This window comes from Streptomyces mangrovi, assembly GCF_900114215.1.
GTDB lineage: Bacteria > Actinomycetota > Actinomycetes > Streptomycetales > Streptomycetaceae > Streptomyces > Streptomyces barkulensis.
This window is the reverse complement of the sequence record NZ_FOSG01000001.1, coordinates 189,392-202,843: the sequence shown is the minus strand read 5'-3', so window position 1 is coordinate 202,843 and position 13,452 is coordinate 189,392. Positions and strand designations below refer to the sequence as shown.

Below are 13,452 nucleotides of genomic sequence, written 5' to 3'. Positions count from 1 at the left end.
CCTCTCGCACGGACCGCGGCGTGTGGTCGGCCGGGCGGCCGTGCCGGCCCTGCATCAGGCGGGGTCGAAACTCCGGTAGCTCCGAAAGTCGGACAAACGTACGGCCTCAGGGTAGCCGATCACCCCGCGGGTCCGCCCCCGTCCCGTACCTGCCCCGTCCCGTACCTGCCCCGTCCCGTACCTGCCCCGTCCCGCAGATCCGCCCTCGTCCTGTCTCCCTCAGCCCCTCCGCAGCGCCGAGCTGCCCGCCGTCCCCAGCCAGCCCGCCAGCTTGCCGCCCCGGCCCACGGCCATCAGCCGCCGCTCGGTGGCGTCGCGCACCGCGTCGGTGGCGATCACCAGCAGCTCGTCGCCGTGCCGCAGGACGGTCGAGGGCGAGGGCACGAAACTGCTGCCCTCCCGTACCACCAGGGTGACCGCCGCGCCTTTCGGCAGCCGCAGCTCGGCCACCTCCACGCCCTGCATGCGCGAGCCGCCGGGGATGGAGACCGCGATCAGATGCCCGCGCAGCCGCTCCAGGGGAGCCGACTCGATCTCCAGATCCTGTGTGTCGCCGGCCTTGTCCAGCCCGAGCCTGCGGGCGACCCACGGCAGGGTCGGCCCCTGGAGCAGGGTGAAGACCGCGACCAGCACGAAGACGATGTTGAAGATCCGCCGGCTGCCCTGCACCTGGTCGACCATGGGGATCGTCGCCAGGATGATCGGCACCGCGCCGCGCAGCCCCGCCCACGACATCAGCGTCTGCTCCCGCCAGGGGAGCCGGAAGGGCAGGGAGCACAGCACCACGGACACCGGCCGTGCCACCAGCGTCAGCACCAGCCCGACCGCCAGCGCCGCCCAGAAGTCGCGCAGCAGCTCCGAGGGGGCCGCCAGCAGGCCGAGCAGCACGAACAGGCCGATCTGCGCGATCCACGCCATGCCGTCGGCGAACCCCCGGGTGGCCGGGCGGTGCGGCAGCCTGGAGTTGCCCAGGACGACCGCGCTGACGTAGACCGCCAGGAATCCGCTGCCCTGCGCCAGCGCGCCCCCGGCGTACGCCAGGACGCACAGCGCCATCACCGCGATCGGATACAGGCCGGAGGCGGGCAGCGCGACCTGCCGCAGCGCGTACTCGCCCAGCTTGCCGACGGCCAGGCCCACCGCGAGCCCGATGGCCAGCTGCAGCGCGATCTGCCCGAGCAGGACGTACCACGACTCCATCGGGCCGGCCGAGGCGAAGGCGACGACCAGGATCACCACCGGGGCGTCGTTGAACCCGGACTCCGCCTCCAGCATCCCCGTCAGGCGGGGCGGCAGCGGCACCTTGCGCAGCACGGAGAAGACGGCCGCGGCATCCGTCGAGGAGACGACCGCCCCCATGATCAGCGCCGGGCGCCAGTCCAGTCCCACCAGATAGTGGGCCCCCGCGGCGGTGACGCCCACGCTGATCGCGACGCCCGCCGTCGCCAGCACGGCCGCGGCGGGCACCGCCGGGCGGATCTGACGCCACTTGGTGCCCAGACCGCCCTCGGCGAGGATCACCACGAGCGCCGCGTAGCCCAGCACCTGCGTCAGTTCGGCGTTGTCGAACTCGACCCCGAGGCCGTCCTGTCCGATGACGAGCCCGATGCCGAGGTAGATCAGGAGGCTGGGGAGCCCCGTGCGGGAGGAGAGCCGGACGGCCGCGACGGCGACGAGCAGGACGAGCGCGGAGACCAGCATGAGTTCGTTGAGGCGGTCGACAGTCAGAAGCGGATCCTTCCGTGGGCGTGCGGAGGCAACGGCCGGGACCCGACCGCCGGGAAGTTATTTCTTTGCCTAACAATTTACCATTGCTTGAATCTCCGGCTCCTGATGCGCGGACTCCCTGCCGACCGGCGACCCGGCTCGTCCTATGGTTGCTCCAGCACCTCTGGTCCCACCCTGCCCTCGAAGGACAGCGATGCCCGCCAAGAAGACCCCGCGACGCGCCCGCCTCCTCGTGATCGCAGTCGTGCTGCTGCTCGTGGCGGGCGTCGGCTACGGCGCCTACTGGAGCGTCGGCACCGTCCGCGCGTCCTTCCCGCAGACCACCGGCTCGATGGAACTCGACGGCCTCTCCGCCCCGGTCACCGTCAAACGCGACGAGCACGGCATACCCCAGCTCTACGCCGACAGCGCCGAGGACCTCTTCCGGGCCCAGGGCTACGTCCACGCCCAGGACCGCTTCTGGGAGATGGACGTACGGCGGCACATGACGGCCGGCCGGCTGTCGGAGATGTTCGGCGAGAGCCAGGTCGAGACCGACGCCTTCCTGCGCACCCTGGGCTGGCGGAAGGTGGCGCAGGAGGAGTACGACACCAAGCTCTCGGGGACGACCAAGAAGTACCTGCTGGCCTACGCCGAGGGCGTCAACGCCTACCTGGGCGGCCGCAGCGGCGCGGAACTCTCCCTGGAGTACGCGGCCCTCGGCCTCGTCAGCGACTACAGGCCGCACAAGTGGTCGCCGGTGGACTCCGTGGCCTGGCTCAAGGCCATGGCCTGGGACCTGCGCGGCAACATGCAGGACGAGATAGACCGGGCCCTGCTCTCCAGCCGCCTGACGAACAAGCAGATCGAGGCGCTCTACCCGGACTACCCCTTCGACCGGAACAAGCCGATCGTCCAGGACGGCGCCGTCAGCGCCCTCGACGGCGCCTACGACCCGAAGGGCACCGCGGCGGAGGGCGGGAACGCCGCGCGGAACGGCACCACGGCCCCCGGCACCACGGCCCCCGGCGGGACGGTCTCCCCCGGCGGCGCCGGCCAGGGCACCGAGACCGGTCAGGGCGCCCCGGCAGGTCAGGCGGGCCAGGGGGACCAGGCGGACCAGGCCGGTCAGGGCGTGCGGACCCAGCTCGCCGCCCTGGCCGCCTCCCTCGACGCCGTCCCCGCCCTCCTGGGCCCCAACGGCGACGGCATCGGCTCCAACTCCTGGGTCGTCTCCGGCGAGTACACGACCACCGGCAAGCCGCTGCTCGCCAACGACCCGCACCTGGCACCGCAGCTCCCCTCCCTCTGGTACCAGATGGGCCTGCACTGCAATTCGGTCGGCGAGGAATGCCCCTTCGACGTCGCCGGCTTCACCTTCTCCGGCATGCCGGGCGTGATAATCGGCCACAACCAGGACATCTCCTGGGGCTTCACCAACCTCGGCGCCGACGTCACCGACCTGTACCTGGAGAAGATCGAGAACGGGACGTACCTCTACGACGGGGAGAAGGTCCCGTACGACACCCGCGAGGAGGTCATCAAGGTCGCCGGCGGCGAGGACCGGAAGATCACCGTCCGCTCCACCCGCCACGGCCCCCTCGTCTCCGACCGCAGCAACGAGCTGGCCGGCGTCGGCGACCACGCCCCGGTCGGCGACGTCGCCCCCGACCGCGGCAAGGGCTACGCCGTCGCGCTGCGCTGGACGGCGCTGGAGCCCTCCAGGACCATGGACGCGGTCTTCGAACTGAACACCGCCACCGACTTCAACGGGTTCCGCGAGGCCGCCCGGAAGTTCGCCGTCCCCTCCCAGAACCTGGTCTACGCCGACACCGAGGGCAACATCGGCTACCAGGCGCCCGGCCGCATCCCGGTCCGCGCCGAGGGCCACGACGGCCGCTACCCGGCACCCGGCTGGAACCCGGACTACGAGTGGGAGAGCCACATACCGCAGGAGGCCCTGCCCTGGGAGTACAACCCGGAGCGCGGCTACATCGTCACCGCCAACCAGGCCGTGATCGACGCGGAGAAGTACCCCTACCCGCTCACCGAGGACTGGGGCTACGGCGCGCGCAGCCAGCGGATCGACGACCTCATCCAGTCCAAGATCAAGGACGGCGGCAAGGTCTCCACGGACGACATGCGGACCATGCAGCTGGACAACAGCAGCGAGATAGCCAAGATCCTGGTGCCCTACCTGCTGAAGATCGACATCGAGGACCCCTACGTCCGCCAGGCGCAGGAACTGCTGGAGGGCTGGGACTACACCCAGGACGCCGACTCCGCTCCCGCCGCCTACTTCAACGGCGTGTGGCGCAACCTCCTCAAGCTCGGCTTCGGCAACAAGCTCCCCAAGGAGGTCCGCGTCGAGGGCGAGTGCCTGCGGGTCCGCCCGGCCGACGAGTCCGGCCCGATCGAGGACCTGAGCGGCAACCCGCGCACCGTCCGCGAGTGCGGCACGCGCGCCCCGTCCTCCGCGCAGCCCGACGGCGGCGACCGCTGGTACGAGGTCGTGCGCACGCTGCTGGACGAGCCCGACAGCGGCTGGTGGACCCCCGGCAGCCGCTTCGAGGAGGGCGAGGGCGACCGCGACGCGCTGCTGGCCCGCGCCATGAAGGACGCCCGCTGGGAGCTGACCACCAAGCTCGGCAAGGACATCGAGACCTGGAGCTGGGGCCGTCTGCACCGGCTGATGCTCCAGAACCAGACCCTGGGCACCTCCGGCCCCGGCTTCGTCCAGCACCTGCTCAACCGCGGCCCCTGGGACCTCGGCGGCGGCGAGGCGGCCGTCAACGCCACCGGCTGGAACGCGGCGGGCGGCTACGAGGTGATCTGGGTGCCGTCGATGCGGATGGTGGTCAACCTGGCCGACCTCGACGAGTCGAGCTGGATCAACCTCACCGGCGCCTCCGGCCACGCCTACCACTCCAACTACGTGGACCAGACGGACAAGTGGGCCGATGGCGAGCAGCTGGACTGGGCGTTCAGCCGCAAGGCCGTCGACGACGCGACCGAGGACACCATGGCCCTCACCCCGTCCTGACGCCGCGGGCGCCCGGTCTGCCGGACGCCCGCGCGGACACCGCCGCGAGCCCCGCGCCCGCCGGTCTCACGCCGTGAAGCGGTGCACCCCCTCGGGGGTCACCGCGGCGTGCACCGGACGGTCGTGGGGCTCCGCCGGTACCCGGCGCAGATACTCGCCGGAGTGCAGCAGCACCACCAGCGCCGGGGCGGCCCCGGACGCCTCGATCCGGGCCAGCACCCGGTCGTAGCTGCCCCCGCCGCGCCCCAGGCGCATCCCGCGCCGGTCCACCGCCAGCCCCGGCAGCAGTACGACGTCCGCCCCGGTCACGGCCTGCGGCCCCAGCCGCCGCCCGGTGGGCTCCAGCAGCCCCCGGCGGGCGGGGGAGAGGAACTCGGCGCCCTCGTACGCGGCCCAGTCCAGGTCGTTGTCCGGCAGCAGCACCGGCAGCAGCACGCGTACGCCGCGCCAGTGCAGTTCGTCCACCAGCGCGCGGGTGTCGGGCTCGCGCCCCACCGAGACGTACGCGGCGACGGTGCGCGCCCCGGCCAGCTCGGGCAGTTCCAGGGCGTGCCGGGCGAGCGCGCCGGCGAGCCGGTGGACACCGTCCTCCGGCAGGTGGGCCCGCGACGCCAGGAGGGAGCGCCGCAGGGCCCGCTTCTCACCGGCCACCGTCCGCGGCCCTCCCCCCGGTGCCGTATCCGGTGCCGCGTGCGTACCCCGGTGTGCTCCGGTGGTTCCGTCGTCCTTCACGCCGTGTTCATCTCCCCGGCTCGATTACGCCAGTCCCTCGCCATGGCAGGCGCATTATCATCCTGATGGCGCGCCAGCGCGGCCCCGAGCGCCGGGACATTTACCCGTAAACCGCAACGGACCAGTCAGACATGCGCGTTACGTGACAAACCAACGGCTATGGTGCAGACATGACTACCTCGCGTACACGGCGGATCACCAAGGCCGTCATCCCGGCCGCCGGGCTCGGCACCCGCTTCCTTCCGGCGACGAAGGCCACCCCGAAGGAGATGCTGCCGGTCGTCGACAAGCCCGCGATCCAGTACGTGGTGGAGGAGGCCGTCACCGCCGGCCTCCCCGACGTCCTGATGGTCACCGGCCGCAACAAGCGCCCGCTGGAGGACCACTTCGACCGCAACTACGAACTGGAGGAGGTGCTGCGCAGCAAGGGCGACGCGACCAAGCTCACCCGTGTCCAGGAGTCCACCGACCTGGCCACCATCCACTACGTGCGCCAGGGCGACCCCAGGGGCCTGGGCCACGCGGTGCTGTGCGCCGCCCCGCACGTCGGTGACCAGCCCTTCGCCGTCCTCCTCGGCGACGACCTCATCGACGCGCGCGACCCCCTGCTGTCGAGGATGATCGAGGTCCAGGAGACCTACGGCGGCAGCGTCGTGGCGCTGCTGGAGGTCGACCCGGAAAGCATCCACCTCTACGGCTGCGCCGTCGCCGAGCCCACCGGCGACGACGACGTCGTGCGCGTGTCGGACCTGGTGGAGAAGCCCTCCCGCGAGGACGCCCCCAGCAACCTGGCCGTCATCGGCCGCTACGTCCTGGACCCGGCCGTCTTCGAGGTGCTGCGCAAGACCGAGCCCGGCCGCGGCGGCGAGATCCAGCTCACCGACGCCCTCCAGACACTCGCCGCCGACCCGGGAATCGGCGGCCCGGTCCACGGTGTGGTATTCAAGGGCCGCCGCTACGACACCGGCGACCGCGGGGACTACCTCCGCGCCATCGTCAGGCTGGCGAGCGAGCGAGAGGACCTGGGCCCGGACTTCCGCGCCTGGCTGCGAGACTTCGTCAAAGAGGAGCTGTAGGCACTTGAGCGGTACCCGGTCCGTCGACGAGCACCTGGCCGACATCCTGCGGTCGGTCCGGCCGCTGGAACCCATCGAGCTGCATCTGCTCGACGCCCAGGGCTGCGTGCTCACCGAGGACGTCCTGGTGCCCGTCTCCCTGCCCCCCTTCGACAACAGCTCCATGGACGGCTACGCGGTGCGCGTCGCCGACGTGGAGAAGGCGGGCGAGGACGCCCCGGCGGTGCTGGAGGTCGTCGGCGACGTGGCGGCGGGCGCCGGCCGGCTGCCCGAGGTCGGCCCCGGCCGGGCCGCCCGTGTGATGACCGGCGCGCCGCTGCCGCCCGGCGCCGAGGCCGTCGTCCCCGTGGAGTGGACCGACGGCGGCGCCGGCGGCGGCCGGGCCGACGCCATGGCCGCCCACAGCGCCGACCCGTCCGGCGCGGCCGGCGAGGTCCGCGTCCACCGCCCGGTGACGGCACGGCAGTACGTGCGGAGCAAGGGGAGCGACGTACGCGCCGGCTCAGTCGCCCTGGAGGCCGGCGCCGTCCTGGGCCCGGCGCAGATCGGCCTGCTGGCCGCCGTCGGCTGCGGCACCGTCACGGTACGGCCGCGCCCGCGCGTGGTGGTGCTCTCCACCGGCAGCGAACTGGTCCGCCCCGGCGCGCCGTTGGGACCCGGCCAGATCCACGACTCCAACAGCTTCGCGCTGACCGCCGCCGCCCGCGACGCCGGCGCCATCGCCTACCGCGTCGGCGCGGTGGCCGACGACGCCGCCACCCTGCGCACCGTCATCGAGGACCAGCTCGTGCGCGCCGACGCCATCGTCACCAGCGGCGGCGTCAGCGTCGGCGCGTACGACGTGGTCAAGGAGGCGCTCACCGGCCTGGAGGGCACCGTCCTGGGCGGCGCCGAGCCGCCGGGCGGCGAGGACGGCGGCGACGGCGAGGACGCCGGGGGCGAGGGTGCCGGGAGCGCCGAAGGCGCCCGCGACACGCCGCGGCCCCCCGCGCGCGTGGAGTTCCGCCGCCTGGCCATGCAGCCCGGCAAACCGCAGGGCTTCGGCCTGGTCGGCCCCGACCGGATCCCGCTGTTCGCCCTCCCCGGCAACCCCGTCAGCTCCTACGTCTCCTTCGAGCTGTTCGTCCGTCCCGCCCTGCGCGCGCTGATGGGGCTGGAGCCCGTCACCCGGCGTACGGTCACCGCCCGCCTGGAGTGCGAGGAGCCGATCGCCTCCCCGGAGGGCAAGCGGCAGTTCCTGCGCGGCCGGTACGAGCCCCCGGCCGCCGGGGAGGAGTCGGGCACGGTCCGCCCGGTGGGCGGCCCCGGATCGCACCTGCTGGGCTCCCTGGCCCGCGCCGACGCGCTGGTCGTCGTACCCGAGCGGACCACCGAGGTCGCCCGGGGCGACGAACTGGAGGTCGTGCTCCTGGACTGACGCGCCGGTGCCCGCGCCGCGGCGGGTACCGTTGACGTCCGGAGCGGACCGACGCGGGAGAGCGATGAGCAGCGCGCGACAGGGGAGTCCAGCAGGCGGGGCCGCCGGCCTCACCCACATCGACGAGGCGGGCGCGGCCCGGATGGTCGACGTCTCGGCCAAGGACGTCACCGCCCGCACGGCGCGCGCCACCGGCCGCGTACGCGTCTCCCCCCGGGTGGTGGAGCTGCTGCGCGGCGAGGGCGTGCCCAAGGGCGACGCGCTCTCGGTCGCCCGTATCGCCGGGATCATGGGAGCCAAGCGCACCCCCGACCTCGTACCGCTGTGCCACCCGCTGGCCCTGTCCGGGGTGAAGGTCGACCTCGCCGTCGCCGACGACGCGGTGGAGATCGCGGCGACGGTGCGCACCACCGACCGCACGGGTGTGGAGATGGAGGCGCTGACGGCCGTGTCGGTCGCGGCGCTGACGGTCGTCGACATGGTCAAGGCCGTCGACAAGGGGGCCGTCATCACGGACGTGCGGGTGGAGGAGAAGACCGGGGGAGCCTCCGGGGACTGGAGCCGCGACCGATGACCGAGCCCGTGCCCGGGTCCGAGCCCGCGCCCATGGCCCGCCGCGCCCTGGCCGTCACCGTCTCCAACCGCGCCGCCGCGGGCGTCTACTCCGACACCACCGGCCCGCTGCTGGCCCAGGCCCTGGGCGCGCTGGGCTTCGCCACCGACGGCCCGCGCGTCGTCCCGGACGGCGAGCCCGTCCAGGACGTGCTGCGCGAGGCCGTCGCCGACGGCTACGCCGTGGTGCTCACCACCGGCGGCACCGGCATCTCGCCCACCGACCGCACCCCGGAGATGACCCGGGCCGTACTCGACCACGAGGTCCCCGGCATCCCCGAGGCCATCCGCGCCGCCGGCCTGGCCAAGGTGCCCACCGCCGCCCTCTCGCGCGGCGTCGCGGGCGTCGCCGGCCGCACCCTGATCGTCAACCTCCCCGGTTCCACCGGAGGCGTACGCGACGGCCTGGCGGTCCTGGAACCCCTGCTGCCGCACGCCGTGGACCAGATCCACGGCGGCGACCACCCCAGGAAGGACGCACCCCACTGAACGCACCCTGGCCGGTCGAGCTGGCGGACGGTGACATCACCCTCCGCCCCATAAGGCTGCGCGACCACCGCGTCTGGCGCGAGGTGAACCAGCGCAACCGCGACTGGCTGCGCCCCTGGGAGGCCACCGTCCCGCCCGCCCTGCCCGGCCGTCTGCCGCCGCGCCGCCCGACGTACCGGCAGATGGTCCGGCATCTGCGCACGGAGGCGCAGGCGGGCCGGATGCTGCCCTTCGTGATCGAGTACCGGGGACGGCTGGTCGGCCAGCTCACCGTCGCGGGCATCACCTGGGGTTCGATGTGCTCGGGCCACATCGGTTACTGGGTCGACCGGGAGGTGGCCGGACGCGGTGTGATGCCGACGGCCGTCGCGCTCGCCGTGGACCACTGCTTCCGCACCGTCGGACTGCACCGGATCGAGGTCTGCATCCGCCCGGAGAACGGGCCGAGCCGCCGGGTGGTGGAGAAACTCGGATTCCGCGAGGAAGGGCTGCGGCCGCGTTATCTGCATATCGACGGCGCCTGGCGCGACCATCTGGTCTACGCGCTGACCACGGAGGACGTCCCCGACGGCCTGCTGGAACGCTGGCACCGGCGCTCTCTTCCCGGCGCCTCGCAGAAATAAAATAAATGTTCGATATTGCCTGAGGGTAAGACACCTTACAGTCATCGACCGGACACATTCGCGGAGGCAGGCCGCCTTAATCGCAAAAAACGGTTGAGATATCAGCCGGATCGTGCGACACACCGCGCCAATTGGCGTATCACCTTCGCGAAACCCCTCTACCGTGTGGTGGGTGAGCAGCAGCGGCCTCATCTACGCAGTCATCGTCGGGGCCTGGGCCGCCTACCTGGTGCCGATGTGGCTCCGCCGGCAGGACGAACTCAACGAGGCTCGTCCGACGGAGCGCTTCGGCACCGCCATCCGGCTGCTGTCCGGCCGGGCTGGCATGGAGCGCCGGTACGCCAGGAACCTCAGGGGGGCGTCCGGGGACGGCGGCCCCGCCGACGGTGACGACCAGGGTGCCCCGGGCGTCGACGTCCGGGCGCTCGCCGACCCCGTGACCGAGCACATCACGGTCCCCGGTCCCGCGACGGTCGCGCGCGCCGAGGCCCCCACCGAGGTACGCCGCCCCCAGCGGGAGCAGAGGGAGCAGCAGGAGCAGCAGGACCGGCGCGGCGGGCAGCCCCGGCCCGGCCGGCCGGACCAGCCCAGCCGGCCCGGTCAGGGGCAGAAGGGCCGGGCCAAGCTCCTCGCCCGCCGCCGGCGCACCACGATGGTGCTCTTCCTCGCCTTCACGCTCGGCGCGATCGTCGCGGCGGTCGGAGGCATCGCGTTCCTGTGGGCCCCGGCCGTCCCGGCCGGGCTGCTGAGCGCCTACATCGCCCATATGCGCGCCCAGGAGAAGCGCCGCTTCGAGTTCGTGATGGACCGGCGCCACGCCGAGGACGCCGCCCGCCACCTGCGCGAGCGCCGCACCGACCGCATGGACCGCGCCGACCGCATGGAGCGGGCGGACCGCGCCACCGGCAGCCGTACCGTCACGGGACGCACCGCCACGGGCCGCAACGCCACCAGCCGCAACGCCTCCGCCCACACCCCCGAACCGGCCCCCGAGTCCGCCGCCTCCGACCCGGAGGCGGACGAACGGCGGGCCCTGGTGGAGCAGACCGACCACGCCGAGTGGGTGGACGCCCAGCGTCGCGAGCGCACCCCCGCCCCGGCGGAGAGCGGCTGGGAGCCCACCCCCGTACCGCTGCCCACCTATGTCAACGCCCCCGTCGCCCCGCGCACCGCCCGCGGCGTGGACCTGGAGGCCCCGGACGCCTGGAGTTCCGCCCGCTCCACCACGGCCTCCTCCGAGCCCGCCCGGCCCTCCGCCCCGTCCGCCCGACCCTCCGTCCCGGCCTCCTCTCCGCGCCACCGGACCCCGCTCTTCGACCAGTACGCGGACGAGGACCGCCCCCGCGCGGCCAACGAGTGACCCCGTCCGCCCCGGGCGCCTCCGTCGTCCCGCCCACCGTGACCAGCACGGGAACGGATTTCCGCGCACGGGCATGGGGATGCTAGGGTTTCACCCGTTGCAAGGGCCTGTAGCGCAGTCCGGTAGCGCACCTCGTTCGCATCGAGGGGGTCAGGGGTTCAAATCCCCTCAGGTCCACACAGCGGCAAGAAGCCCCTCCCGGCATCCGGGAGGGGCTTCTTCGTTTTCCGCATACACCGGCTCATAAGGCCGGGCGTTCGAGTCACCATGACGACTCTGATGTCCTCGGTATCCGCACATGGTGCCGGCGTGTGCAGGTGAGTGTGTTCGCAAACCCCTGGGCTGCGGAGTTTCCGGAAGGCCGGGCGGAACCTGGCGTACTCGGGATATGACGACTCGGAGGATCAACATCACCGTGCCGGAGGAACCGCTGGAACAGGGCAAGGGGTACGCCGAGGTGCGTGGGGTGGCCGGTTGCGTCGAGACTGCCGCCGCTCACCGGGACGCCGTGGGGCGGCTCCACGAGTTGGCCGAGCGTCTGGAGGAAGAGCACGGCGCTGTGACGGACGACGAGCAGCGGGCGGCGCTGGACCGCATCGCCGCCATCGACGGCCGGCATGACGAGCAGAGGCCACGCTCGGGCGAAGTCGTGTGAGCCGCACGGCCGCGACGGCGCGTCCCCGTGTTCGACTCCGTGGTGCTCCCGGAGCGGTCCGGAACGACCCGGTGAGGCGGGTTCGGCGGACGGTGCCGCTGGGGGGTGACGGCTCCTGGTCCGTTACTCGCCGTCCTTGTCGGCGGGCGGTTTTTGCGTCACGTACGTTCCCTTCGCGGGGAGCGTCACCACGAGTCCGCGCTCCCGGAGTTCGACGAGAGCACGTCGAATCGTGCCTGCGGCTACGCCGTACTGCTCAGCCAGATCGAGCTCACCGGGCAGGCGGGCCCCAGCCCGGAGCTGTCCGCTGCTGATCTTCTGCTCGATGGCGTTGGCCACCTGTACATACACGTATTCCGGACGTCCGGGGTCGATTTCCTCCATGCGATGAAGGTACGCAGTGGGGTGCGGCGGGGCGCTCTGGGGAAGTGAGTGCAACTGTATGCAGTTGTATGTACTGGACTAGAGTGGTTGTATAAGCAAACAGAAACCCCGGCGACGGTAGGCGCCGTCCCGGGGCATGGCCACCAACTTCTAGGGAGTTGATGACGTGCGGAACACTATCGCGCGTTTCCTGGGCTGGGCCCTGAGCCCTGCCCTTCTGTGGGCTCTGACGCTGCTGTTTCCGGCCACCGGGAGGCGCCGGAGGGGGCGGGCGCCAAAGCGCCGGGCGGCCTCGGTGCGCGCCCTCCGGACCGGCGGGAGCGCGGCCTGCCCGGCCGTGGAGGCGGAGCCCGCACGGCAGGCTCCGCAGACCTGCGGGGAGACGTCGGACGTGGCACACGTTCGGCCGTACTGGACGGCGCACGAGCGGTCGGTGCGCAGGCGGGGCCGGCGGGTGCTGTGGATGGCGACGGTGGGGCTGGACCTCGACACGCGGAACATCCACCTCCGGGCGCACGGCGTCCGCGCCCGGCCCGTCCTGGGACCCGGCTGGACCGTGACCGGAGGCGGCCTGTGAGCGTGGCGGGAAGGGCCGCGGAGGAGGCCGGATACATCTCCGTGCGCTGCGCGATCGGGGCGCACGGAGAGTGCGTCGAGGCCGAGCCGGGGGAGAGCGGCGTACCCGGAGTGCGCCACCTGGCGTGCGGCTGCCCCTGCCATCCGGGGCGGGAGGAGAGGGCGGCGCCCGCTCCCGTGCCGCCGCCCGGTGGTGAGGGCTGGTACCGGCTGTGCTGGGCCGGCCGCCCCGACAGGGAGTTGGACCGGCTGTTCCCGAGCGTGTCCTATGGGGTGCTGATCGGCCGGGACGTGCCGGTGATGCTGCGCGGGATGCGCGGCTGCCTGGCCCCGTCGGTCTTCCATGACCCCGCCCGCGTCCGTGAGCGGGCCGACACCGGACAGGGCTGGTCGTACGAGGACGGCAACCTCACCGTCCACGCCCACCGCATCGCCGAACCGGCAGGCCCGCAGCCGCTGTTCGGCGGCGCGGAGTGGAAGGGGGCGGGCCGGTGACGTCCCAACGCGGGCGCCGCGGGCGTCTGGAGTCGTGTACGTGGACCACTCTCCTGGTCACGGTCTCGGCCGTCGCCATGGTCCTGCTCCTCCAGGCCGCCCACCGTGGCTGAGGCAGGGCAGGCGGTCCGGCCGCAGGCCATGGGATCGGTGGCCTCCCAGGCATTCCGGGAGGCCACCGACACCACGGTGGCACCGGCCGGTTTCCTGCCGCGGTCCGTCGTTTTCCGCAGTCACCGGCCCGCGCGGTTTCAGCCGGTGGCGATACGCGCCCCGGGCACCT

General features: G+C 72.8%; 13 protein-coding genes and 1 tRNA gene. 11 read left to right on the top strand and 3 right to left on the bottom strand.

Annotated features, from left to right (window positions below):
• Window positions 1-219: 219 nt before the first annotated feature.
• Window positions 220-1,701, bottom strand: coding sequence for a potassium/proton antiporter (locus BM237_RS00880; RefSeq protein ID WP_093846703.1), 1,482 nt, complete (start codon window positions 1,699-1,701; stop codon window positions 220-222).
• Between the two features lie 220 nt (window positions 1,702-1,921).
• Here BM237_RS00880 and BM237_RS00875 point away from each other — a divergent pair, with 220 nt between their 5' ends.
• Window positions 1,922-4,750, top strand: coding sequence for a penicillin acylase family protein (locus BM237_RS00875; RefSeq protein ID WP_093846701.1), 2,829 nt, complete (start codon window positions 1,922-1,924; stop codon window positions 4,748-4,750).
• Between the two features lie 66 nt (window positions 4,751-4,816).
• Here BM237_RS00875 and BM237_RS00870 read toward each other — a convergent pair whose 3' ends face one another.
• The gene (locus tag BM237_RS00870) at window positions 4,817-5,401 is read right to left on the bottom strand and encodes a 5-formyltetrahydrofolate cyclo-ligase (RefSeq protein WP_093846699.1); all 585 of its coding nucleotides are present in this window, start codon (window positions 5,399-5,401) and stop codon (window positions 4,817-4,819) included.
• Between the two features lie 251 nt (window positions 5,402-5,652).
• Here BM237_RS00870 and galU point away from each other — a divergent pair, with 251 nt between their 5' ends.
• The 8 genes from galU (at window position 5,653) to BM237_RS00830 (ending at window position 11,714) form a co-directional block, all read left to right on the top strand.
• Entirely contained in the window at window positions 5,653-6,558 is a 906-nt protein-coding gene (gene galU, locus BM237_RS00865) for a UTP--glucose-1-phosphate uridylyltransferase GalU (RefSeq protein ID WP_093846697.1), read from the top strand.
• A gap of 4 nt (window positions 6,559-6,562) precedes the next feature.
• The gene (locus tag BM237_RS00860; RefSeq protein ID WP_093846695.1) at window positions 6,563-7,975 is read left to right on the top strand and encodes a molybdopterin molybdotransferase MoeA; all 1,413 of its coding nucleotides are present in this window, start codon (window positions 6,563-6,565) and stop codon (window positions 7,973-7,975) included.
• Between the two features lie 64 nt (window positions 7,976-8,039).
• Complete coding sequence (gene moaC, locus BM237_RS00855) at window positions 8,040-8,549, top strand: cyclic pyranopterin monophosphate synthase MoaC (RefSeq protein ID WP_093846693.1); 510 nt, start codon at window positions 8,040-8,042, stop codon at window positions 8,547-8,549.
• Window positions 8,546-9,076, top strand: coding sequence for a MogA/MoaB family molybdenum cofactor biosynthesis protein (locus BM237_RS00850; RefSeq protein WP_093846691.1), 531 nt, complete (start codon window positions 8,546-8,548; stop codon window positions 9,074-9,076). Before moaC ends, BM237_RS00850 begins: the two co-directional genes overlap by 4 nt.
• Window positions 9,073-9,699, top strand: coding sequence for a GNAT family N-acetyltransferase (locus tag BM237_RS00845; protein WP_093846689.1), 627 nt, complete (start codon window positions 9,073-9,075; stop codon window positions 9,697-9,699). The genes BM237_RS00850 and BM237_RS00845 overlap by 4 nt, the downstream gene beginning before the upstream one ends.
• A 172-nt stretch (window positions 9,700-9,871) precedes the next feature.
• Complete coding sequence (gene sepX, locus BM237_RS00840) at window positions 9,872-11,059, top strand: divisome protein SepX/GlpR (protein ID WP_093847332.1); 1,188 nt, start codon at window positions 9,872-9,874, stop codon at window positions 11,057-11,059.
• Window positions 11,060-11,162: 103 nt separating this feature from the next.
• A tRNA-Ala gene (locus BM237_RS00835) sits at window positions 11,163-11,236 on the top strand.
• A 211-nt stretch (window positions 11,237-11,447) separates the two neighbouring features.
• Window positions 11,448-11,714: a hypothetical protein gene (locus tag BM237_RS00830; RefSeq protein WP_093846687.1), complete on the top strand. Its 267-nt coding sequence runs from the start codon at window positions 11,448-11,450 to the stop codon at window positions 11,712-11,714.
• A gap of 123 nt (window positions 11,715-11,837) precedes the next feature.
• Here BM237_RS00830 and BM237_RS00825 read toward each other — a convergent pair whose 3' ends face one another.
• Window positions 11,838-12,098, bottom strand: coding sequence for a GntR family transcriptional regulator (locus BM237_RS00825; RefSeq protein WP_093846685.1), 261 nt, complete (start codon window positions 12,096-12,098; stop codon window positions 11,838-11,840).
• 391 nt (window positions 12,099-12,489) lie between these two features.
• On the opposite strand from BM237_RS00825, the gene BM237_RS00820 reads away from it, so the two are divergent.
• Together BM237_RS00820 and BM237_RS00815 are read left to right on the top strand one after the other, a co-directional pair.
• Window positions 12,490-12,675, top strand: a complete 186-nt coding sequence (locus BM237_RS00820; RefSeq protein WP_107415195.1) for a hypothetical protein — start codon at window positions 12,490-12,492, stop codon at window positions 12,673-12,675.
• A complete protein-coding gene (locus BM237_RS00815; RefSeq protein ID WP_093846682.1) occupies window positions 12,672-13,169 on the top strand; it encodes a hypothetical protein in 498 nt (165 codons plus the stop codon). The genes BM237_RS00820 and BM237_RS00815 overlap by 4 nt, the downstream gene beginning before the upstream one ends.
• Window positions 13,170-13,452 lie beyond the last annotated feature (283 nt).

Coding starts and splice junctions, on each gene's coding strand:
- BM237_RS00875 (WP_093846701.1), top strand. CDS start 1,922: ATGCCCGCCAAGAAGACCCCGCGACGCGCCCGCCTCCTCGTGATCGCA.
- BM237_RS00830 (WP_093846687.1), top strand. CDS start 11,448: ATGACGACTCGGAGGATCAACATCACCGTGCCGGAGGAACCGCTGGAA.
- BM237_RS00880 (WP_093846703.1), bottom strand. CDS start 1,701: ATGCTGGTCTCCGCGCTCGTCCTGCTCGTCGCCGTCGCGGCCGTCCGG.
- moaC (WP_093846693.1), top strand. CDS start 8,040: ATGAGCAGCGCGCGACAGGGGAGTCCAGCAGGCGGGGCCGCCGGCCTC.
- galU (WP_093846697.1), top strand. CDS start 5,653: ATGACTACCTCGCGTACACGGCGGATCACCAAGGCCGTCATCCCGGCC.
- BM237_RS00850 (WP_093846691.1), top strand. CDS start 8,546: ATGACCGAGCCCGTGCCCGGGTCCGAGCCCGCGCCCATGGCCCGCCGC.
- BM237_RS00825 (WP_093846685.1), bottom strand. CDS start 12,098: ATGGAGGAAATCGACCCCGGACGTCCGGAATACGTGTATGTACAGGTG.